This is a genomic window from Haloterrigena salina JCM 13891 (assembly GCF_000337495.1).
Lineage (GTDB): Archaea > Halobacteriota > Halobacteria > Halobacteriales > Natrialbaceae > Haloterrigena > Haloterrigena salina.
The window spans coordinates 111,213-131,063 of sequence record NZ_AOIS01000029.1 but is presented as its reverse complement, the minus strand read 5'-3'; the positions used below and the strand labels follow the sequence as shown (position 1 = coordinate 131,063).

The following is a 19,851-nucleotide window of genomic DNA, read 5'->3' as shown; positions in this document are numbered from 1 at the left end:
AGTACGGCCGCGAGGAGTTCAACGCGCCGGAGATGGCGATCGCCAGCCGCTGGCCGTTCGAGGGCGTCGGCACCACGAAACTCGGCGTCTGGTTCTTCCTGGCCTCCGACGTCGTCGTCTTCGGCGCCGCCATCGGGAGCTACGTCTTCGCGCGACTCCACGCCGGCTGGGGGTCCTGGGGCACCGTCCCGCCGTCGGCGACGGTCGGCCTCTTCAACACGTACGTCCTCTTGACCTCGAGTTTCACCGTGATCCTGGCGCTCGTCTTCGCCGAGCGCGGGAACAAGCGGGGGCTGCTCGGCATGATGGGCGCGACGCTGGTGCTCGGGCTGACGTTCCTCGGGGTCAAGGGCTGGGAGTGGACCCAGGAGTTCGCCCACGGCATCTACTGGTTCACCGACATCCACTACTCGACGTACTTCGTCACGACCGGGCTGCACGCGCTCCACGTGATCCTCGGGATGCTGATCGCCGCGTTCATGCTCTACCGGATCGTCACGGTCGACGCCTACCTGAGCGATCACCGACCGGTGGAGTTCTTCGGGCTCTACTGGCACTTCGTCGACATCGTCTGGGTGATCCTCTTCCCGCTGTTCTACCTGATGTAGCGCCCGTTTCCTGCGGTCTCATTTCTGTCGTACTCGTCACTGAGTACGAGTCGACGGCCGGGAACCAGCCGGATACAAGGCGACCGGTGCCGAACGGCCGATCATGAACCTCTCGACGGTCGTCGACCGACTCGACGAGGAGCTGCGAATCGCCGACTATGCCGACCTCGACGCCAGCGCGAACGGCCTGCAGATCGGACCGGACGAGGCCGAGATCGAGCGCGTCGCGTTCGCCGTCGACGGCGTCCGCGAGACGTTCGACCGCGCGATCGAGGCCGACGCGGACCTGCTGGTCGTCCACCACGGGCTCTCGTGGGGCGGCTTCGACCGCGTGACGGGACGGACCTACGACCGGATCGCCCCCCTGATCGAGAACGACCTCGCGCTGTACGTCGCCCACCTCCCGCTGGACGGCCACCAGGAACTGGGCAACGCCGCCGGCGTCGCCGACGTGCTCGACCTCGAGGACCGAACGCCGTTCGGCGAACTCGGCCCCGAGTACATCGGTCAGCGCGGGACGGCGGCCGAGCCGTACGCGCCCGAAGCGCTACAGGGTCGACTCGAGCGCGAACTCGAGACCGACGGCCAATCCGTCCAGCACCTCGCCTTTGGCCCCGACGAGATCGAGGATGTAGCGATCGTCACCGGTAGCGGCGTCGACTGGCTCGACGAGGCCGTCGACGCCGGCGCCGACGCGCTGGTAACGGGCGAAGGGAAGCAGAAGGCCTACCACGAGGCCCAGGAAGCGGGGATTCACGTCTTCCTCGCGGGCCACTACGCGACGGAGACCTTCGGCGTACGCTCGCTGCAGGACCTGGTCGAAGACTGGGGTCTCGAGACGACGTCCCTCGAGGTTCCGACCGGGCTCTAACGGCCAACACTGGCCGGCGATCGGTCGTTTCGAACTCGTCGGAATCGATTCGTGAGTCGACGATCCGTGCTGCGACTTGGCAGCGGCGAACGCGGTCCGCGGAGTCAGGTTTTTTCCTCTAGCGGGTAGTATTCGGACATATGAGCATTCATATTAGTGGGTTCTTTTCCGAACCGAGCGGGTGGGACGCTGCGCGGATATCCCTCGGGAGTTCGCTCGCGTTCTTCGGGCTCTATGCGTACTTCGAACTCCTGTACGACAGCGGTTCGCTCCTGTTGCTGGTCATGGGTGCTGCGATGGGTCTGTCAGGTATTGCAGAACTGCTGCCGAAGAACCGACGGCGATCCGCGATCGTCCTGCGGGTAACGGCGATCGCGATACTTGTCGCACTGATCGCACCAGCGCTGAGTTCGCTGGTATCGCAATGATCGAGCCGGGTCGTCCGGCAGATGCGTTGCAACAGTACCCACCACGTGAGTGACGGAGGGTGAGCGGATCGAACCGAACCGCGGCGTTCAAACCGCTGGCTCGCGGATGCGAGGACATGAGCGACGAGCACGAATCCGGGAGCGACGACGGCGACAGCGAGGCGGACGGAGAGGGCCACCACGAGCCCGAGCGGGAGACGTTCTCGCACGATCCGGTCGGCCATGCCGAGGTCCGGGCAGGAATGACCGTCGGCGAACTGGCCGATCAGTACGGGAACGCCGGCGTCGGCGCGGCGGACCTCCACGGGGCCGTCGACGTGACCGAGTCGATGTTCGACGACGACGTGACCGTCTTCTTCGGTCTCGCGGGCGCGATGGTCCCCACGGGGATGCGACGCATCGTCGCCGACCTCATCCGCGAGGGCCACATCGACGTCCTCGTGACGACCGGCGCGAACCTCACCCACGACGCCATCGAGGCAATCGGCGGGAAACACCACCACGGCGAGGTCCACGCCGAGGGGAAGACCGAGCGCGAACACGACGAGACGCTGCGCGACGAGGGCGTCGACCGCATCTACAACGTCTATCTCCCCCAGGAGTTCTTCGCCGACTTCGAGAGCCACCTCCGCGAAGAGGTCTTCCCGGTCCTCGAGGCCGAGTGCGAAGAAGAGGGAGCGGTCTCGATCCAGCGGCTCACCGAGGAGTTGGGACGAGCGAACCTCGAGGTCAACGACCGCGACGACGTCGACGAGGGCCCCGGGATCGCCGCCGCGGCCTACGAGAACGACGTGCCGATCTACTGTCCCGCGGTCCAGGACTCCGTGCTCGGGCTCCAGGCCTGGATGTACTCCCAGACGGGCGCGTTCACGCTGGACGCGCTGGCCGACATGACGCCGCTGACCGACATCGCCTTCCACGCCGACGAGGCCGGTGCGTTCGTCGTCGGCGGCGGCGTCCCGAAGAACTTCACCCTCCAGACGATGCTCGTCTCTCCCGACGCCTACGACTACGCCGTCCAGTTGACCATGGACCCCAAGCAGACCGGCGGCCTCTCCGGGGCCACCTTAGACGAGGCCCGTTCGTGGGGCAAACTCGAGAAGGACGCCGACAACGTCTCCGTCTACGCCGACGCGACAATCACCTTCCCGCTGGTGGTGGCCGCCGCTCTCGAGCGACTCGAGAACTAGTCGGACAGCGCTCGAGAAGCGAGCGAGGATTTATCGACCGTGCACACGCAACGCAGGCACGTCACCGGCTGGATACCATTTCGGCGTTACAACTAGCAGTCGAAGAGGCAGTTTAGAAGTCGATTTGCTGCGTATTCAGGTGGAGTTCGCAGCGTTTCTCCGAGAGATCGGAAGAACGCCCGCTGACGTAATCGGTTACTCGTCGATCTTGATCTGGACTTCTTCCGCAGTCATATACTTGTAGATGGCGTACGCAGCGTTACCGAGACCGAGCGTCCACCAAAGCGTGAGAACGGCGACGACGACGTGCATCCCGCCGCTTCCCCACGACTTCTTCTTCATCAGGGTGCTTCGTTCACCCTGGTTTTTGATCTTGTATCCCTGCGTTATGAAATCGTCTATGACTTTCTCCATATCTCTCTGGTCATCGACGCGACGTATTCGTGCCATACGGATGTCCAAAACAGGCTACTTGTAAAAGTGTAATGGCCAAGAGAAGAGCTATTTGTCAAGCCTTTTGTCGTGCGTTTATTCCATATATGATATTTGAAAGTATATTCGTATCAATAGACATTATATAATCCAGTTTTGACTGATAATACACTCGAGTTATTTCTGTCACACAATGACGATAATCCACTCCCGAGCAGACGACAGACACTTTCTCGTTACTCTGCTGGGAAGACTGTGCGAGAGAATCACGTCTGTGTAGTCCACATTCCGGAGATCACCTAGTTCTCTCGATTCGAGGGCGACTGGAACGAGTAGGTTTCCCCATGCTCGAGATACTCCACCCGGTCCTCGAGTCCCGCTTTCCTGACCGCCTGCTTGAAGTTCGAGAGCGGCGACCGGAACACCTCGTAGTCGTTGTAGTGGATCGGAATCGCGGTGTCGGCGTCGATCAGATCGACCGCCTCGACGCCCTGGGCGGCGTCCATCGTCAGGAGCACGCCCAGAATGCGCGTCCCGCCCAGATGGAGCAAGGCAAGATCGATGTCGGGGTAGCACTCGGGAATCTCCTCGAGGGCGTCGTAGACCAGGGTATCACCCGAGACGTAGAGCCGCATCAGCGGCGGATCGTCCGGGCTCGCCGCCGCGTCGGCGGGCCGGAACTCGAGCATACTCCCCATCACCGGCGGCAGCCCCTTCGAGACGACCGGCGGGCCGTGGCGGCCGGGCATCGCGGTGATCGTCAGTTCGGCCTCGCCCCTGCGGATCCGGAACTCGTCCCACGTCTCGAGCGGATACGTCTCGAGAAACCCCTTCTCGGCGAGTTCGACGGCCGCGTGCGGGGTCGTGACGATCGGGAGGTCGGAATCGAGTTTCGCCTCGGCGACGCGGTCGAAGTGATCGCCGTGGTAGTGAGAGAGCAGGACGAAGTCGATCGGCGGGAGGTCCTCGATCTCGAGGGCGGGGTCGGTCCGCCGTCGCGATTTGATCCCGTAGCCGAGATGGACGTGATCGCCGCTGTGGAGGAAGTTGGGATCCGTGAGGATCGTGAAGCCGGCGTACTCGACGATGACGGTCGCGGTCCCGACGAAGAAAATCGACCCGTGCTCGAGGTCGGCGTCGTCGTCTGTCTCCGCGGTCGGCAACTCGAGGTCGACGGCGTGGTCGAGACTCATGGACGGCCCTCCACCGCCGACTCGTTTCAACCCCTTTCGGAACGCGCGGGACTGACACGGCGCGTGATACGAGTCGCGGCGGTCGATTCGGCGTCCCCGGCCGCATATTCACGGCCCAGCCTCAACCCGCTGGGCGACCTCCGACGCGTATGACCGAGCCACTCGAGTACGAAGTCGTCGTGATCGGCGGCGGTCCCGCCGGCTTGACGACGGCGATCTACACCACGCGACTGGGCCACCGCACGGCCGTCTTCGAGAAGGAGGGCGGCCGCCACGCGGCGGTCTCCCACGTCCATAACCTGCTGGGCGTCTCCGAGAACGTCTCCGGCGAGCAGCTGGCGACCCACGCCGTCGACCAGCTCGAGCACTACGGCGGCGACTTCTTTCCGGACGCGGTCGAGTCCGTCGCCCGGTTGGATTCCGACGACGGCGGTGACAACGGCGCCGACAGCACGGACGTCGCTGTCGCTGACGCCGGCGGACCGCGTTTTCGGCTCGAGTCCTCCCACGCGACCGTCGACGCCCGGCGGGTCGTCTTCGCGACCGGCTTCCGGGATCGGAGTCCGGATGTCCCGGAACTCGAGCGTTTCACGGGTCGAGGGTTGCACTACTGTCTGCACTGCGACGCCTACTCGCTGGGCGACGGTTCCGTGTTCGTCCTCGGGCACGGAGAGCACGCGGCCCGCGTCGCGATGACGATGCTCAACTTCACTGCCGACGTCGACCTCTTGCTCGACGACCGCGAGCCCGAGTGGGACGAAGAGACCGACGCGCAGCTCCGAGCCCACCCGGTCGACGTGATCGACACGGCCGTCGTCTCCGCCTACGGCGACGAGACAGTGGCCGACGACGAGCCGCCGTGGCTTGGCGGCCTCGAGTTCGCCGACGGGACCGAACGGGACTATCTGGGCGGCTTCGCGATGTACGGCTCCACGTACAACGCCGATCTGGCCGCGGACCTCGGCTGCGACCTGCGCGAGGACGGCGCCATCGCGGTCGACGAGAACCGGGAGGCCAGCGTCGACGGCGTCTACGCCGTCGGCGACGTCACCCACGGCCAGAACCAGACCACAATCGCCGTCGGCGACGGCGCCTACGCGGGGCTGGCGATCCACAAGGACCTCCGGCCGTTTCCGAAGTCCGTGGACGAACTCGAGGCCCTCGAGGGAGACGGCGGCAGCGACCGAGAGGTTGAGGAACGGCTCGCGGACGCGGTGCCGGGCAGCGCGGCGGATCTGCGCGCCCAGATGCGACGCGTTCGAGATCTCGAGACGCATCCGGGGCTGCGCGGGCCGTCGCCCGGTCGGGAGTGACTTCTCGTTCGGGACCGGGGCTCGAGCAGACGTCTATTCGGCGAGCGTCCCGCTATCGTGGCAACGGGGAATCGCCACGCCCTCCCCAGCCGATTCGCTCACTCCCTCTGGTCGCTCGCTCATCCCTCGCACGAAGTTGCGACCGGCCTCGCTATCGCTCGGCTGGTCGCCAGCGCGCGCCGGGTACCCAGTCCAGCCGCTGTGAGACGCCGCTACCGAGTCGTCGTTCGCATCGCCACGCCCTCAATACGTCCGATAGCGCGCCGATCCCACCTCGATTCGGACGAGCGTGTTCTCGGCGTAGGCCGCGGGCTCCGCGTCGTACTTCTCGTTGATCCGGTGTCGCGCCGCGGCCGTCTCCGCGCAGTCGTCGACGACCGTGGCGGTGCCGAGCAGCGACACCATCCAGTGGGTCTGGCCGGCCTCGTCTTTCTGAATCGACAGCGAGACACGCGGGTTCTCCCGGATGTTCGCCAGCTTACGCCCCGTCGTGACGATCTCGACGATCTCCATCTCGGGGACGTACCGGTACCAGACCGGAGCGACGTGCGGTCGTTCCTCGACGCAGGTGCCCAGATGGGCCATCACCGGTTCGCTCTCGAGCAACCGTTCGGCTTCCTCGGGGACGGTCGACACGGTTGTGTCGCCGACGGGAAGAGAGAAAAGCGGGCGCCATGACGGTGCCGGGACACAACGGCGCGGTCGCCACGGAACGCGGAATGCGGTTTATCGGTCGTTTCCACCGGTGAGCGGCGCGTTTCGCTGCGGTGCCGACCGTCGGCTTGCCGATGCAGTCCGAGTAATGAATTGGTCGCCAGTCCGAGTGTGAGAGTGAGGGACAATGGCTTCACCACAACGACGACCCGACTCCTCGAGTCTCGCAGAGGTACTGGATCGCATCCTCGACAAGGGCGTCGTCATCGACGTCTGGGCGCGCGTCTCGGTCGTCGGGATCGAACTCCTGACGGTCGAGGCCCGCGTCGTCGTCGCGAGCGTCGACACCTTCCTGCACTACGCGGAGGAGATCGCCAAAATCGAGCAGGCGACGGCGGAGGGCAATATGGAGGACCTCGAGGAACTCGAGATCGAGCCGCGAGCGGAATCGTCGCCCGAGTCGGCGGCTCAGTAACACGCCATCTCAGCGGGAGATCGTCGCGGACCCTGCCCGTCCGTCGGCGGCCGTTCAGTAGTCGGCTCGGAGTCGTCCGACGTCGAGTCGGGCGTAGTGCCAGAGCGTCCCCGTCAGCCCGCAGTCGGCGATCCGACGACCCGAACTCTCGACCAAGACCGCGGGACAGTAGCCCGTCGGATACCGGCGGCCGAGCAGCCGGCTGAACGCCGTGTCCTCGTTGGGGACCTCCGGAAAGCCGCCGACGTCGTCGAACGCCCGCCGGTGGACGACGCAGTTGAACCCCGGGAGGATGGGCCGCTCGAGTCGCGAGAAGACGTAATTGATCGTCGCCGCCATCAGCGTCGCCCGGCGCGGCCCGGTGATCCGACAGTAGGAGCTGCCGGCCGCCAGCCCGTTCGCCTCGAGGTAGCCGAGCAGTTCGGTGAGGTAGTCGGCCCGCAGTTCCGTGTCGGCGTCGACGAACGCCAGCCACTCGCCGTCGGCGCGGGCCGCGCCGAGGTTGCGAGCCGCCGCGATGCTCCTGCCGCCCTCGTCGAGGACGGTCGCGCCGTACTCGCGGGCGATCGCCGGCGTCGCGTCGCTCGAGTCGCCGTCGACCACGATCACCTCGATCGCGTACGCCGTGTCGAGCCCGGCGATGCTCGCGAGCGCGCCGCGGAGGTAGTCGGCCTCGTTGCGCGCCGGAATCACGAAGCTCACGTCCGGCCGGCCGTCGGATCCGTCGCCGCGGTTCACCCGGGTCGTGTCACCCTCGTCCATCGAGATCTGATTCTCTCTCACCGACCGGCATAACGTCTCGGCGCTCGATTGCACCGATGGCGTAGTACGGGTTCGAGACGGAGCGGCAATCACGGTAGACACTCACTACCAAATCCATCATCTATCATGAACTTTTATTATCCCGGAGGCGCTACGGGTGAGTACAGATGTCGGTCGTACACGTAGCAGCGTAAACTCGCCTCTCCTTCGACGAGTCCCGTACCGTTCGACGACCTCACTACACCCGACCGACATGAGCACACAACGCCTGCAGACCCGATCCGAGCCAGAACCGCAGCCCAACCACATCGACACGCAAACCCGACCGGCCTCGAGCGAAAGAGCCGACTCGCGGACGGCCGTCGAGCGCTCGCCGCAAACGTTCTCCCACCGGAACACGGCCCAGCTCCAGAACCTGATGGACGAGTTCAACACCGCCTTCGCGGCGACGGGCGATTCGGCGAGCGGGTCGTAGACTGCGCCCGCGTTTCTCGGCCCGATCCAAACCGTCTTGGGAGCCGCGGTGGTAGCCTCGAATGGCCGATGACGATTCACTCGCTCCGAGCCGGACTCGGCACCCGGTCGTGACGAGCCCTATGAGTGCCGAGGCCATCTGCTTACAAGGTTCCTGAGCGGCAGAGAACTATCCAGTAGTGCTGTGTATGTGAAGAGAGTGATCCCTATCACTCGGTATAACTCGAGCTACTCGGTCTTCTCGAGTAGTTCACGAGGGCACTCATCACCGTGTCGCCAGAACCCGTCCGCCGGAACGCGATGTAATCCGAACACTCTTCCAGCAGTACTGGGCTCATCTTCCGTTTCCATTTCGAAGAACTCGACTGGCCACGAATCCAGTTCGTTGCGGACGGAGAGTGATATAAGCTCACGCTCCGGAGGGACGTGTTCTGGCCGATCTCCGATCGGTGTCCCGGTTGCATCTACGAGGCGGCGAACGAACAGACCAGTATCGACTTCTCGAAGGCGATCGTGTTCGTCCCGCTGGACCCACAACACGTAACAACGGTCGTTCGTGTCGAAACGATCCGTAATCTCCCTGTAGTCGTCCTCGGTGGTATCGGGCGAGATGTGCGTTTTGCAGGCGACGATATCGCACCCTCGGTCACCCGGTTCGAGTTCCAGAAACGGATCTCGAACGGTGTTCTTTTTCCGTTGTCGTTCTGCCCGGAGTTCGGATAGTGACCGCTGCTCGAAGAGATATTCGTACGTGGAGAGTGGCGAGCCCCTATCGATGTCGGCGTAATTCGCAGTAGGAAAATCGTGTTCTCGAATAAGGATGCCGGTATCCATCGAGTGGACCTTCCAAGCGGGAGCCGCCAAGAGGCGATCGCGTCCTCCGAAGCGATCGTACCACTCACTTCCGAAAAATGATAGCCAGGGGAGCCGTTCGATACCGCTTTCAGGCGGGCTGTCGTCGGGAACGATTCCCGAAGGCTGTTCATCGTATGCGTGGGTAAACGCATACCAGGGCTCGAACAGGGTAACAAGACGGACAAACAGATCAACAAGCATCTCGGTGCGATGTTCGACCCTCTCTCGAGCAAATTCGTCAGTGCTGAACATACGAGCGTGTGGACCCCAGATCCAAACGGGTGGTGAAACTCGCGTATCACTCCCACAAAGCCGGACGTAGAGATGGAACTCGTACTCCTCGGGACTCCAGAACTTGATCCGTCCAGTGCCGGTAGACTGGATTCGTTCGACGAGTGTCTGTAATTCGGCTGCCGTCTCCCAGTCACCGTATCCAGACCCACTCTGTTTCTTTGTGCCGAAGACGAACTCCTGATTGCGGTCTGTCTCTGACACTGCCGAGAAGCTACTGTCTTGGATGATTCGGATACACGACCGAATCGGTTGGACGGGAAGATCATTCGCAAACAGATAGATATTCAGCCTCAAAGCACTCATGTCTAGTATCTAATGACCGTTCTAGTTATTAATATCTATATTTGAGAGACGATATCGTGGAACTCATACTCGTCGAGTCGCTACGATCACAGCTCCCGCAGTTCGACTCCGTTCTAAGCTGATTCAGTGGTATACGGACACCACGGACACCGTTCCTGTTCGAGTCCCGAGATCACCGGGTTCCGTGTCCCCAAAGGCGATGACCCGCTCAAGTCGGTCAGAACGGCTGATCGCGCTACCCCGTTTCGATCTGGAGTCACTGTCGTCGACGAACGAGCCGACTATCGAGCCGCTCTCGAGAACGGAACTATTGGACAGATAACTATTTCTGCGTGCCGTGTCAGTACTTTCACAGAGCCGGTATCGGCTCGGAGACCCATGAACGTCGACGAATTCGTTACCACGAACGAACCGAAAGCGGGCGGCGAGACGTTTCAACTCGAAAACGGCAAACTGCTGGACGTCGATCTCGACGGCACAGTGATCGCGAAGGCCGGTTCGATGATCGCCTACGACGGCGATATCTCGTTCCAGGGCAAGTCCTCCGCGGAAGGCGGGATCACGGGCTTTCTCAAGGAGAAGACGACGGGCGAAGGGACGCCGGTGATGGAGGCGTCCGGGCGCGGCCACCTGTACCTCGCGGATCAGGAGAAGAAGATCCAATTGCTCGAACTCGACGCAGACGAGGAGATCTCGGTCAACGGGAACGACGTTCTCGCGTTCGAATCGAGCATCGACTACGAAATCCGGACGATGAATAGCATCGCCGGGTTCTCGGCGGGCGGGCTGACCAACGTCTCGTTGACGGGCCCGGGTAGCGTCGCGATCACGACCCACGGCGAACCGCTGGTGTTGCGGCCGCCGGTGCGGACGGATCCCGCGGCGACCGTCGCCTGGAGTGGAACGACCCCCGGAAGCCACACGGATAACGCGCTCTCGAACATGATCGGCCAGTCGTCAGAGGAGACCTACCAGCTCGAGTTCACCGGGTCGGAGGGGTTCGTCGTCGTCCAGCCCTACGAGGAGCGCCAACCACAGGGATAACGGGCGTTCTGGCTCCCGTGGTGGATTCGGGACGTTGCCCACAATTCGATGCTCGTCCCTCTTTCTGAGGTCGTTTGCTATCGGTCTAGTCTATCGCCGCAAAATGATCGGTGCGCGTCGCCTCCTTCGAGTCGAGTGGAGGCGCTAGCTGTCGTCCGCGCGCAGGAAGTGCGCGACGCCGGGCGCGCCGTCGACCAGCCAGAGCGCGAACACCAGCAGATACGGGATCGAGTAGAGCGCGAGGAAGACGAGCTGCTCGGTGGTGAGCACCTCGCCGAAAAACGCGCTGATGACACGGTTAACTCGTCCGATCAGCGTCACCTCGGACTGGTACGGCGGAAGCGTAACGACGGGCCAGAGGAGCCGATCGCTCGGCGACACGCCGCGTTTCGGAACCGCCAGAATCGCGTCGCCGAGGAGGTGCGACCAGTAGCCCACGGTGAACGCGATGCCGATATCGCGGCGTCCGGACGCGGTCGCCCCGAGGACGAGCAACCCGACCGGGACGGCGACGAGTACGGAGTGTGCGACCGAATACCCCTGCGGAAAGAGGTGGAGTCCCCACGAGAGCGTCTTGTCGACGAGATCCGGAAGCTGCGTGCCGAACAGGAGCGCCAGGACGACGAGCGGACCGTTCGGCGACTCGCGCGTCACGAGTCGGTGACCGAGTGAGTACAGGAGGTAGCCGAAGGCGGCGTGGCCCCACGGCATCACGACGGCCTCACCACCACAATCGAATTGAACTCGCTTTCCACACGATGGAAATAGGCGCAGGCGATTAAAGTTCTTTATCGACAGAAGGCTCCCGAAGACGGAACACGTTCGGTATGCCGCGCCACGGACGCCGAATGGCGGACGTGCCTCGAGGGCGAATAAACCCCTTCCCGGACGCATCGACTGAAAAAATTATACGCGCGATCGTCGTCCGTCGTACCATGCGCGAAGCCATCGTGACCCTCAGCGACGCGGCGCTCGAGGCGATGGGCTTCGAGGGGCTCGTCGCGCTCCTCCGAGAGGCGGGAATTCGCGACGTGGAGATGCTCGAGGACCACGGGACCACCTGTGTTCCGCAGATCGACGTCGCGGACCGACTCGATCCGGAGGGCCTCGAGGATCTCGAATGCGTCAGCGACTGGGAACTGCTCGCCGAGACGGAGACCGGCTATCGGTACCTGCTGGAACTCTCCGCCGCGGAACTGCCCGCGGACGCGACCGAGGACCACGACGCGCTGCTCGGCAACTGCGAGACCTCGGTGACGGATCGCGGCGTCCTGATCTCGCTGGTCGGCTCGCAGGCGGCCATTCGGGAGATGCTCCGGAACTACGAGGCCGCCGGCGCCGTCCCCGACCTCTGTAAGCTCGCTGAGTACGACGGCGAGGCGAACCCGCTGGAATCGCTGACGGACCGCCAGCGAGAGGTCATCGAGACGGCCTACGAGATGGGGTTCTACGAGGTCCCCCGACGGGCGTCGACGGCGGAGATTGCCGGCGAACTCGGGCTCGAGGACGCGACGGTCTCCGAACACCTCCAGCGGGCCGAGCGGAACCTGCTCACGACGCAACTCCCGACGTAGCGACCGGAACGAACGGTTCGAATCGCTGCGTCGGTTCGCGTTCGCGCTCGAGATCCAATGGCGACGTCACGGCAGATCGACAACTGCGCCAGCCTCGAGCGAGCGACGTCCGGGACCGACATAAAGCCGCCTAGCAGGCCCGCAAGAATCGGGATGTGATCGCGGCGCGATAGCCGTTCGTGTATGGCAGAACCGACCGCACTCGATGGCGAACGGCGCACCGAATCGACGATCGAAAACGCGACCCGTCCGACGGCCGATCGGAGCCTGCGCTGGGGCGCGTACCTGCTCGCGCTGTCGGGAGTCGGGCTCATCGCGAACGGAGCGGCGATGCTGTACCGGGTCGTCTTCGAACCCGGTTTCGAGTCGGGTGTCGAGACGCTGGGCGGCGTCACGCGGAGCGAACTCGCGACCACCCACCACGAGGTGGTCCACTATATCGACCACCTCCACGTCAACGTCGCCGGACTCATGGTGGCCGTCGGTATCGCCGTAATCGCGCTCGCTTGGTTCGGGGTTCGGCGCGGCCAGCGGTGGGCGTGGGCGACTGCAGTCGCCCTTCCCGTCGTATTCCTCGTGCACAGCCTTCCGGTGCACCAGACTGCCGGGTTCACGTTCGACGAGCTGGCCCATCTCGGACCGGGGGTCCTCTGGCTGCCGGCACTGATCGCCGGCGCGGTGGTGGCCGACCGAGGGCTGCGATCGATCGACCGACCGTCGAGCCGCGACGAGACCCATACCGGCTGACGGACGGTCGTCGCGTCCCGAACGAGGAGGGCCCGCCGCTGGTGGTTCGGGATCGAGTCCTCCGCAACGGGCCGGGTGGCGCGCGGACCGACGCGAAGGAACCGCTCTCGGAGGACGGCTACTGACGGTCGCCGCTCGGGCTCGAGCTCAGGTTCGGGTTCGAGAACAGAGGACGCGACCGAGGCGTCGACCGAACGCGGTCGAACCGCCGGTCAATTTCTCAGAGAAAGAACCAGTAGTAAACGAGCGAACGCGCGGTGCATGGGGACGCACAATTACGTCACCTTCGACGTGCGCTGCCGCGACAGCGTCGTCTGACACTGGAGTCGACAGTTCAGCAAGCTCTGGACGGGCGAGTCCCCCGTGTGGTCCGGACGTCGGACACCGACCTAAAGCGAATCTCCGCGCCGATCGAGCGCCGATCTCGCGCGCAGTGAGTTTCGAACCGCGTGATGTGAATCCCTTATAAAAAACCTCAGAGCACACGGATCCATCGCCTGTCGACAGCTGCCGAACTACAACCGGGATGGTAGATAATCGACGACCGTCTGGGACGCGTTGACGTGCCCGAACCGCTCAGAACGACCGTACAGACGACGTATACGTCGAACTGGTCCGTCGAAACGCGCCTTCCTGTTCGATTCTCGCGTCGTCGAGAGAGGGTTCGTCGATCGACGAACCTCCGTTCGAAAAAATATGAGTTATCTGTTCGGAGTACAGCGGTCGAAACGGGTACCTACCGAAATCAACCATGTCTGGCAAATATGACCTCGTTATCGTCGGTGGTGGGATCAGCGGTGCGTCGCTTCTGTACACCACCGCGAAGTTCTCGGACGTCGACTCCATCGCACTGATCGAGAAAGAACGGGAGATCGCCGCGATCAACACGAACCACACGAACAACTCCCAGACGCTCCACTTCGGCGATATCGAGACCAACTACACCCTCGAGAAAGCCGAAGAAGTCAAGGAGGGCGCGGAGCTCCTCGCGGGCTATCTCGAAAACCACGACGACGACCGCGAGATGCACGACAAGCGCAGCAAGATGGTGCTGGGCGTCGGCAAGGCGGAAGTCGCCGAACTCGAGCAGCGCTACGAGGGCGAGGGATTCGGCGACCTCTTCCCGAAGCTCCGGATGATCGAGCGCGAGGAGATCGCCGACTACGAGCCGAAGGTCGTCGAGGGCCGGGACCCCACGAAGGAGATGCGCGCGTTACAGACGCCCGACGGCTACGTCGTCGACTACGGCGCGGCGACGCAGTCGTTCGTCCGACAGGCCGAGGACGAGCCAAACGTCGACGTCTTCACCGGAACGAAAGTCGAGGACATCACGCCGACGCTCGACGGCTACACGATCGAGACGACCGACGGCCGGTTCGACTGTGAGGCCACCGTCGTCGCGGCCGGCTCGCACAGCCTCCAGATCGCCAAGGAACTCGGCTACGGCGAGGGCAAAGTGTTGCTCCCCATCGCGGGCAGTTTCTTCCTCGCAGACGATCTGCTCAACGGGAAGGTCTACACCCTCCAGATGAAGAAGCTCCCCTTCGCCGCGGTCCACGGCGACGCGGACGTCCACGACGACTCCATCACGCGGTTCGGCCCGACCGCGAAGCTCGTCCCGACCCTCGAGCGCGGTCGCATCTCGACCGTGAAGGACTTCCTCGACGTGTTCGGACTGAACGCGGCGGCGTTCCTCAGTTACGCGAACATCCTGTCCGACCGGATCCTCCTGCCGTACGTCCTCCGAAACCTCGTCTACGACGTCCCCGAGGTCGGCCCGCGACAGTTCCTCCCGCACGTCCAGAAGGTCGTCCCGAGCGTCGAACTCGAGGACATCGAGCGCGCGAAGGGGTACGGCGGCGTTCGGCCGCAGATCGTCGACACGACCAAGAAATCCCTCGACATGGGCGAGGCGAAGATCGTCGGCGACGACATCATCTTCAACATCACGCCGTCGCCGGGTGCCTCGACCTGTCTGAAAAACGCCGTACAGGACACCCAGCAGGTCCTCGAGTTCCTCGACGGTGACTACGAGTTCGACGAAGAGGCGTTCCGCGCGGACACGATCGACAACTTCCCGCGCGCGAACTGACGACGGCGATCGCCGTCGTTCGGACCTCGTTTTCGACCCCGTCCGCGATTTCGCACTCGAGGCGTAGCCAGATCGAATCGTCGCGTCACAGACCTCCCGTGTCGCGTGCCTGCCCGGCGGACGTCAGTCCCACCAGTACGACGGCGTGAGCACGACCAGCACGGTGAGGATCTCGAGCCGGCCGATCCACATGAGAAACACCATGTAGAGCTTCGCGGCGTCCGAGAACGGCAGGAAGCTGTTCATCGGCCCGACGATACCAAAGCCCGGACCGACGTTCCCCAGCGTGGCGACCGTCGCGCTCATCACCTCGAAGGCGGTCAGGTTCTCCTCGATCCGATGGGTATCGAAGTAGATGAGCATCGTCGAGACGGCGAAGAGGACGAGAAACAGCAGCGTGAAGGCGAGCAGCCCGTGGATCGTCTCCTCGTCGATGACCTCGTCGGAGACGCGGATCGGGACCACCGCGTTGGGGTGGACGTCGGTGAGCAGTTCGCGGCGAACGACCCGCTGGATGACGTACCAGCGGACGATCTTGATCGAGCCCGCGGCGGAGCCGACGGAGCCGCCGAGGAACATCGCGAACAGGAGGACGGTCTGGGTCGGCTCGCTCCACGTGTTGAAGTCCATGCTGGCGTAGCCGGTCGTAGTGATAAACGCCAGCGACTGGAACAGCGCGTGGCGGGTCGACGCCTCGAGGTTGCCGGGGATGGTGCCGACGAAATCGGGGGGCTCCGCCAGTCCGAGGCCGGTCACCAGAAACGCGGTTAGGATCGCCCCGACGAGCCCGACCATCCCGACGTACGAGCGAAACTCGGAGTTCTCGAACAGCCGGTCCGAGCGGCCGTTGAACGCGTGCCAGAAGAGCGCGAAGTTGGTGCCGGCGATCAGCATGAACGGCATCACCGCCCACTGGACGGCGGGGCTGAACGCCTCGACGCTGCGCGCTTCGGGCGAGAAGCCGCCGGTGGGCATCGTCGTGAGCGCGTGGGCGACGGCGTTGTAGAGGTCCATGTTCGGGGCGAGTCCGCCCGCATGGAGGGCGTAGTAGAGGCCGACGGCCAGGACGGTGAAGCCGATGTAGATCCGCCACAGCGCACGCGCGGTTTCCTGGATGCCCGGCGTGAGCTGTTCGATGCTGAAGCCGGGCGCTTCCTCCTCCATCAGCTGCGCGCCCCCGACCGACAGCTGCGGAAGGATCGCGACCATCAGGACGATGATTCCCATGCCGCCGAGCCACTGGGTCAGCTGGCGCCACATGAGCACCGATCGGGAGTGGCGTTCGACGGAGATCTCACCGAGGACGGTCGACCCCGTCGTCGTGAACCCGGACATCGACTCGAAGAGCGCGTTCGCGGGCGAGGCGATCGTTCCCTGACCGGCGACGAGATAGGGGAGCATGCCGACCAGCGGAACGGCGAGCCACGTCAGCGCGACGAACAGAAAGCCCTCGCGCCGCCCGAGTTTCGGCTCCGAATGGAGTTCCTCGAGACCGAGGCCGACGGCGAGCGCGACGAGGATCGTGACGACGAACGGGAGGACGGACTCCCCGTAGATGACCGCGATCGCCAGCGGCAGAAACAACGGGACGGTCATGTACTTCAGGACGGTACCGACGAGACTCACCGAGACGCGGTAGTCGACGTGGAAATCCATCGTTACTGAGTGTGGGACGGAGGGTTCGGATACGTTGTGGTAAATCGACGGCTTGCGAGGCCGAATCGAGGACCCGTCGGTCGTCGAACCGCGCCGCTGGCAGTCGGGACGCGCCTCGGGTCGGCGTTCGATGCGCCCGCGAGGAACCGCGGACCGGCGGCCGCTACGCCTCGCACGGGGACTCCCGGAACTGGTCGAGACAGGCGTAGCTGGCGCCGCAGTCCTCGCAGATCCACTCGTCTGACACCGTGTGATCGCCGATCTCTCGAGGCCACTCCGCGCTCATGGTCGACGCTGCCACGGGCGGCCCCGTAAGCGTATCGCCGGCGTCACTCGAGCGAGAATCCGGCGTCCGACAGCGAGTCGGCGTTCGTCCAGTACTCCGCGATGGTTTCCTCGGCCCACGACCGGACCGCCTCGTCGTCGGTGTCGATCGACGCCCGCAGGACGCCCTGCTCGTCGCGCAAGAGCAGGTAGACGACGTCGTCGAGGAGCATCACCGCGAGCGGAACCGACCCGTCGCGGACCCTGATCGCCGTCTCGTCGGTCGCCAGCAGCGCCTCGAGTCGGTCCCGGAGCGTCGCGTCGTCGACGAGCGCCTCGATCGCGCTTCGGGAAAAGACGCCGCGGAACGTCTGCTCGCCCGTTTCCGCCCGGTCCTGGACGACGGACAGCGTCTGTTCGTTGAAGGCGTGGGAGACCGTCCGAACGTCGTCGGCGTCCTCGAGCAACTCGAGCAGCCGCGACAGCGGCGCGTTCGGACGGGTCTGGCTGGGCGTGGTGATCGTTGCGTCGGCCAGCCGCCGGAGGTCGAAGGTCAGTTCCGTGCTCGGCAGATAGTCGACGACCTCGCGGAGTCGCCGTTCGGTCTCGATGATCCGCTGGAGGTCGGTGATGCCCGATGCGACGAGCCGTCCGGTCGCCGTCGCGACGTACTCGCTGCCCTCCCGACGGATCCACGATCGCTCCCGGAAGTCGCCGAGGATGCGCCCCAGCGTCGCCTGCGAGGCCCCCGTCGCCGCGGCCAGTTCGTTGCGGGTGTGGCCGTCCTCGGCGAGGGACTCGAGCACCTCGACGCGGTTGGCCGAGAGCGCGAGGAACTCGATCTCTTCGAGTGCCGATTCCATACGCTCCGTTCGCCACCCTTCGGGAAAGCTGTTTCGCACCGTGAAATGATTTCATACCGTGTTCGAGTGCATCGAGGGTGCACGGCTTTCTCCCGTCGTCGGTCCACTCTCGCCGGCCGCAGTCTTTCTTGCTGTGAAATATTTTCTGAACGAAACTATATGGGCTGGCCACCTACGTAGGTGTATGATGATCCTCGAAGAATTTCTGCCGACTGACGATCCGTCGGCGACTTCTCTGTACGATCGCACGGGTGCGGTGGTGATCGACCAGTGATCGACCGTCGAACGCTCGCGTTCTTCGTCTGCTCGAGCGTGTTCTTCGGGGGAACGTTCGTCGCGGCGAAGGCCGGCCTCGAGTACTTCCCGCCGCTGCTGTTCGTCGCGATTCGATTCGACATCGCCGCGCTGGTCATGCTGGGGTACGTCGCGCTCACCGCGTCGGGCGACGACCTCCTGCCCGAGACGCGGGGCGACGTCGTCGGAATCCTCGCGACCGGCGGCCTCGTGATCGGACTGGCCAACGCCCTCCTGTTCGTCGGCCAGCAGTACGCGACCAGCGCCGTCGGCTCGATCGTCTTCAGCCTCAACCCGATTCTGACGCCGGTGTTCGCGGCCGTCCTCCTCTCGGACGAACGGCTCTCACGGCGCGGCGCGATCGGGATGGGGCTCGGACTGATCGGCGTCGCGCTCGTGGTCAGCCCCGACCCCGCGGCCCTGCTGGGCGGCGACGCGTTCGGGCGAGCGATCCTCTTCGCCGGCGCGATCAGCGCCGCGCTGGGCGCGGTCCTCATCCGCCGGGCCGGGTCGACGGCCACGCTCTCGAGTACGGTCCGGATCGCGTGGGGACTCCCGATCGCGGCGGCCCTCTGTCACGGCCTCGCCTACTCGACCGGCGAGTCGATGAGTGCCATCACGTGGACGACCGACGCGCTCGTCGCGCTGGGCTACGTCAGCATCGTCGCTGGCGTCCTCGCGTACATCGCCTACTTCGGGCTGCTCGAGGCGACCGAGGCGACCACGGCGAACCTGATCTTCTACGTCGTGCCCGTCGTCTCGACGCTCGGCGGCTGGGCGATCTTGGACGAGGCCGTCGCGACGTCGGCGATCGTCGGCTTCCTGACGATCTTCGCCGGCTTCGCCGTCATCGGCAGCGACTCGATCGACATCCGTTCGCGGCTGCCCGACCCGACGGTCGAAGCGTCCACCTGCGAGGAGGGGGCGTCCGTCAGCGAGGAACCACGCGGGTACCGCTCGGACTGATCGGCCGAACGCAACTGTCCTCTCAGCCCACGATGGCAGCGATGACTACCGGGAGTCGTCGGTCGACGCCCGACCATCGGGTACAGAAACCGGGACGCGAGCGCCGCGTCCGGGGAGCGTCAGTTCGGCTGGCGGACTCGCGACGACGATCCCCGACGGATACCGCGCGACCGCGACCGACCCGGCGTCGTGCATCCGAGCGAACCGCTCGAGGAGGGCCACGTCGTCGAACCCGTCCGGCGCGTCGACGTTGACGCGATCGGTCAGTCGATCGCTCTGTAACTGCACCCAACCGGTGAGCGCGAGTTCGACCTTGGTCCCTCGGAGTCCATCGAACCGCTCGGTGACGTCTCGGTCGCCGATCACGATCCGGTGAAGGCGTTCGTGTGCCCCTGAGGGGACGACGTAGATACTGTCGTCGGGCGCGACGGTGAGGTGGGTCGCGCGCTCACCCTCCCACCGGGGAAACGGAAACGGCACTGCCGCAGCGTCGGTCATC

At 64.5% G+C, this 19,851-nt stretch carries 22 protein-coding genes; 12 read left to right on the top strand and 10 right to left on the bottom strand.

Annotation, left to right across the window (positions count from 1 at the left end; translation table 11 throughout):
- From C477_RS08075 to C477_RS08060, 4 genes are all read left to right on the top strand, one after another.
- Window positions 1–608 (top strand): cytochrome c oxidase subunit 3 (locus tag C477_RS08075; RefSeq protein ID WP_008893976.1); only part of this gene is annotated, 608 nt, incomplete at its 5' end.
- Between the two features lie 103 nt (window positions 609–711).
- Window positions 712–1,479 (top strand): Nif3-like dinuclear metal center hexameric protein, encoded by a 768-nt coding sequence (locus C477_RS08070; RefSeq protein ID WP_008893975.1) that lies wholly within the window; start codon window positions 712–714, stop codon window positions 1,477–1,479.
- Window positions 1,480–1,619: 140 nt separating this feature from the next.
- Window positions 1,620–1,907, top strand: a complete 288-nt coding sequence (locus C477_RS08065) for a hypothetical protein (protein ID WP_008893974.1) — start codon at window positions 1,620–1,622, stop codon at window positions 1,905–1,907.
- Window positions 1,908–2,023: 116 nt separating this feature from the next.
- The gene (locus C477_RS08060; RefSeq protein WP_049914424.1) at window positions 2,024–3,097 is read left to right on the top strand and encodes a deoxyhypusine synthase; all 1,074 of its coding nucleotides are present in this window, start codon (window positions 2,024–2,026) and stop codon (window positions 3,095–3,097) included.
- 195 nt (window positions 3,098–3,292) lie between these two features.
- Here C477_RS08060 and C477_RS08055 read toward each other — a convergent pair whose 3' ends face one another.
- Together C477_RS08055 and C477_RS08050 are read right to left on the bottom strand one after the other, a co-directional pair.
- Window positions 3,293–3,547 carry a hypothetical protein gene (locus C477_RS08055; protein WP_239641854.1) on the bottom strand — a complete coding sequence of 85 codons (255 nt, stop codon included), beginning with the start codon at window positions 3,545–3,547 and terminating at the stop codon, window positions 3,293–3,295.
- 281 nt (window positions 3,548–3,828) lie between these two features.
- Entirely contained in the window at window positions 3,829–4,722 is an 894-nt protein-coding gene (locus C477_RS08050) for an MBL fold metallo-hydrolase (RefSeq protein ID WP_008893971.1), read from the bottom strand.
- A 149-nt stretch (window positions 4,723–4,871) separates the two neighbouring features.
- Here C477_RS08050 and C477_RS08045 point away from each other — a divergent pair, with 149 nt between their 5' ends.
- On the top strand, window positions 4,872–6,035 hold the full coding sequence (locus C477_RS08045) for an NAD(P)/FAD-dependent oxidoreductase (protein WP_008893970.1): 1,164 nt from the start codon (window positions 4,872–4,874) through the stop codon (window positions 6,033–6,035).
- Window positions 6,036–6,278: 243 nt separating this feature from the next.
- Here C477_RS08045 and C477_RS08040 read toward each other — a convergent pair whose 3' ends face one another.
- Window positions 6,279–6,671 (bottom strand): pyridoxamine 5'-phosphate oxidase family protein, encoded by a 393-nt coding sequence (locus C477_RS08040; RefSeq protein ID WP_008893969.1) that lies wholly within the window; start codon window positions 6,669–6,671, stop codon window positions 6,279–6,281.
- A gap of 205 nt (window positions 6,672–6,876) precedes the next feature.
- Between C477_RS08040 and gvpA the strand changes: the two genes are divergently transcribed.
- Window positions 6,877–7,164, top strand: a complete 288-nt coding sequence (gene gvpA / locus C477_RS08035) for a gas vesicle protein GvpA (RefSeq protein ID WP_008893968.1) — start codon at window positions 6,877–6,879, stop codon at window positions 7,162–7,164.
- Between the two features lie 54 nt (window positions 7,165–7,218).
- On the opposite strand, the gene C477_RS08030 is transcribed toward gvpA, so the two are convergent.
- Complete coding sequence (locus C477_RS08030) at window positions 7,219–7,926, bottom strand: glycosyltransferase (RefSeq protein WP_008893967.1); 708 nt, start codon at window positions 7,924–7,926, stop codon at window positions 7,219–7,221.
- A 253-nt stretch (window positions 7,927–8,179) separates the two neighbouring features.
- Here C477_RS08030 and C477_RS08025 point away from each other — a divergent pair, with 253 nt between their 5' ends.
- Window positions 8,180–8,401 (top strand): hypothetical protein, encoded by a 222-nt coding sequence (locus C477_RS08025; protein ID WP_008893966.1) that lies wholly within the window; start codon window positions 8,180–8,182, stop codon window positions 8,399–8,401.
- Window positions 8,402–8,628: 227 nt separating this feature from the next.
- On the opposite strand, the gene C477_RS08020 is transcribed toward C477_RS08025, so the two are convergent.
- Window positions 8,629–9,750, bottom strand: coding sequence for a hypothetical protein (locus C477_RS08020; protein ID WP_239641853.1), 1,122 nt, complete (start codon window positions 9,748–9,750; stop codon window positions 8,629–8,631).
- Between the two features lie 480 nt (window positions 9,751–10,230).
- Between C477_RS08020 and C477_RS08015 the strand changes: the two genes are divergently transcribed.
- Window positions 10,231–10,896, top strand: coding sequence for an AIM24 family protein (locus tag C477_RS08015; RefSeq protein ID WP_008893964.1), 666 nt, complete (start codon window positions 10,231–10,233; stop codon window positions 10,894–10,896).
- Between the two features lie 144 nt (window positions 10,897–11,040).
- Here C477_RS08015 and C477_RS08010 read toward each other — a convergent pair whose 3' ends face one another.
- Window positions 11,041–11,607, bottom strand: coding sequence for a metal-dependent hydrolase (locus C477_RS08010; RefSeq protein ID WP_008893963.1), 567 nt, complete (start codon window positions 11,605–11,607; stop codon window positions 11,041–11,043).
- 224 nt (window positions 11,608–11,831) lie between these two features.
- On the opposite strand from C477_RS08010, the gene C477_RS08005 reads away from it, so the two are divergent.
- The 3 genes from C477_RS08005 to C477_RS07995 all read left to right on the top strand — a co-directional run bounded on the left by C477_RS08005 (window position 11,832) and on the right by C477_RS07995 (window position 15,309).
- Window positions 11,832–12,470 (top strand): helix-turn-helix domain-containing protein, encoded by a 639-nt coding sequence (locus C477_RS08005; RefSeq protein WP_008893962.1) that lies wholly within the window; start codon window positions 11,832–11,834, stop codon window positions 12,468–12,470.
- A gap of 183 nt (window positions 12,471–12,653) precedes the next feature.
- Window positions 12,654–13,217 (top strand): hypothetical protein, encoded by a 564-nt coding sequence (locus tag C477_RS08000; protein WP_008893961.1) that lies wholly within the window; start codon window positions 12,654–12,656, stop codon window positions 13,215–13,217.
- A 751-nt stretch (window positions 13,218–13,968) separates the two neighbouring features.
- A complete protein-coding gene (locus C477_RS07995) occupies window positions 13,969–15,309 on the top strand; it encodes an FAD-dependent oxidoreductase (protein WP_008893960.1) in 1,341 nt (446 codons plus the stop codon).
- A gap of 123 nt (window positions 15,310–15,432) precedes the next feature.
- On the opposite strand, the gene C477_RS07990 is transcribed toward C477_RS07995, so the two are convergent.
- The 3 genes from C477_RS07990 to C477_RS07985 form a co-directional block, all read right to left on the bottom strand.
- Window positions 15,433–16,965, bottom strand: coding sequence for a TrkH family potassium uptake protein (locus C477_RS07990; RefSeq protein WP_008893959.1), 1,533 nt, complete (start codon window positions 16,963–16,965; stop codon window positions 15,433–15,435).
- Window positions 16,966–17,128: 163 nt separating this feature from the next.
- A complete protein-coding gene (locus tag C477_RS24710; RefSeq protein ID WP_008893958.1) occupies window positions 17,129–17,251 on the bottom strand; it encodes a hypothetical protein in 123 nt (40 codons plus the stop codon).
- 43 nt (window positions 17,252–17,294) lie between these two features.
- Window positions 17,295–18,092 (bottom strand): helix-turn-helix transcriptional regulator, encoded by a 798-nt coding sequence (locus tag C477_RS07985; protein WP_008893957.1) that lies wholly within the window; start codon window positions 18,090–18,092, stop codon window positions 17,295–17,297.
- Between the two features lie 270 nt (window positions 18,093–18,362).
- Between C477_RS07985 and C477_RS07980 the strand changes: the two genes are divergently transcribed.
- Window positions 18,363–19,352 carry a DMT family transporter gene (locus tag C477_RS07980; protein WP_008893956.1) on the top strand — a complete coding sequence of 330 codons (990 nt, stop codon included), beginning with the start codon at window positions 18,363–18,365 and terminating at the stop codon, window positions 19,350–19,352.
- 45 nt (window positions 19,353–19,397) lie between these two features.
- On the opposite strand, the gene C477_RS07975 is transcribed toward C477_RS07980, so the two are convergent.
- Window positions 19,398–19,850: a hypothetical protein gene (locus C477_RS07975; protein WP_008893955.1), complete on the bottom strand. Its 453-nt coding sequence runs from the start codon at window positions 19,848–19,850 to the stop codon at window positions 19,398–19,400.
- Between the last annotated feature and the right edge of the window lies 1 nt (window position 19,851).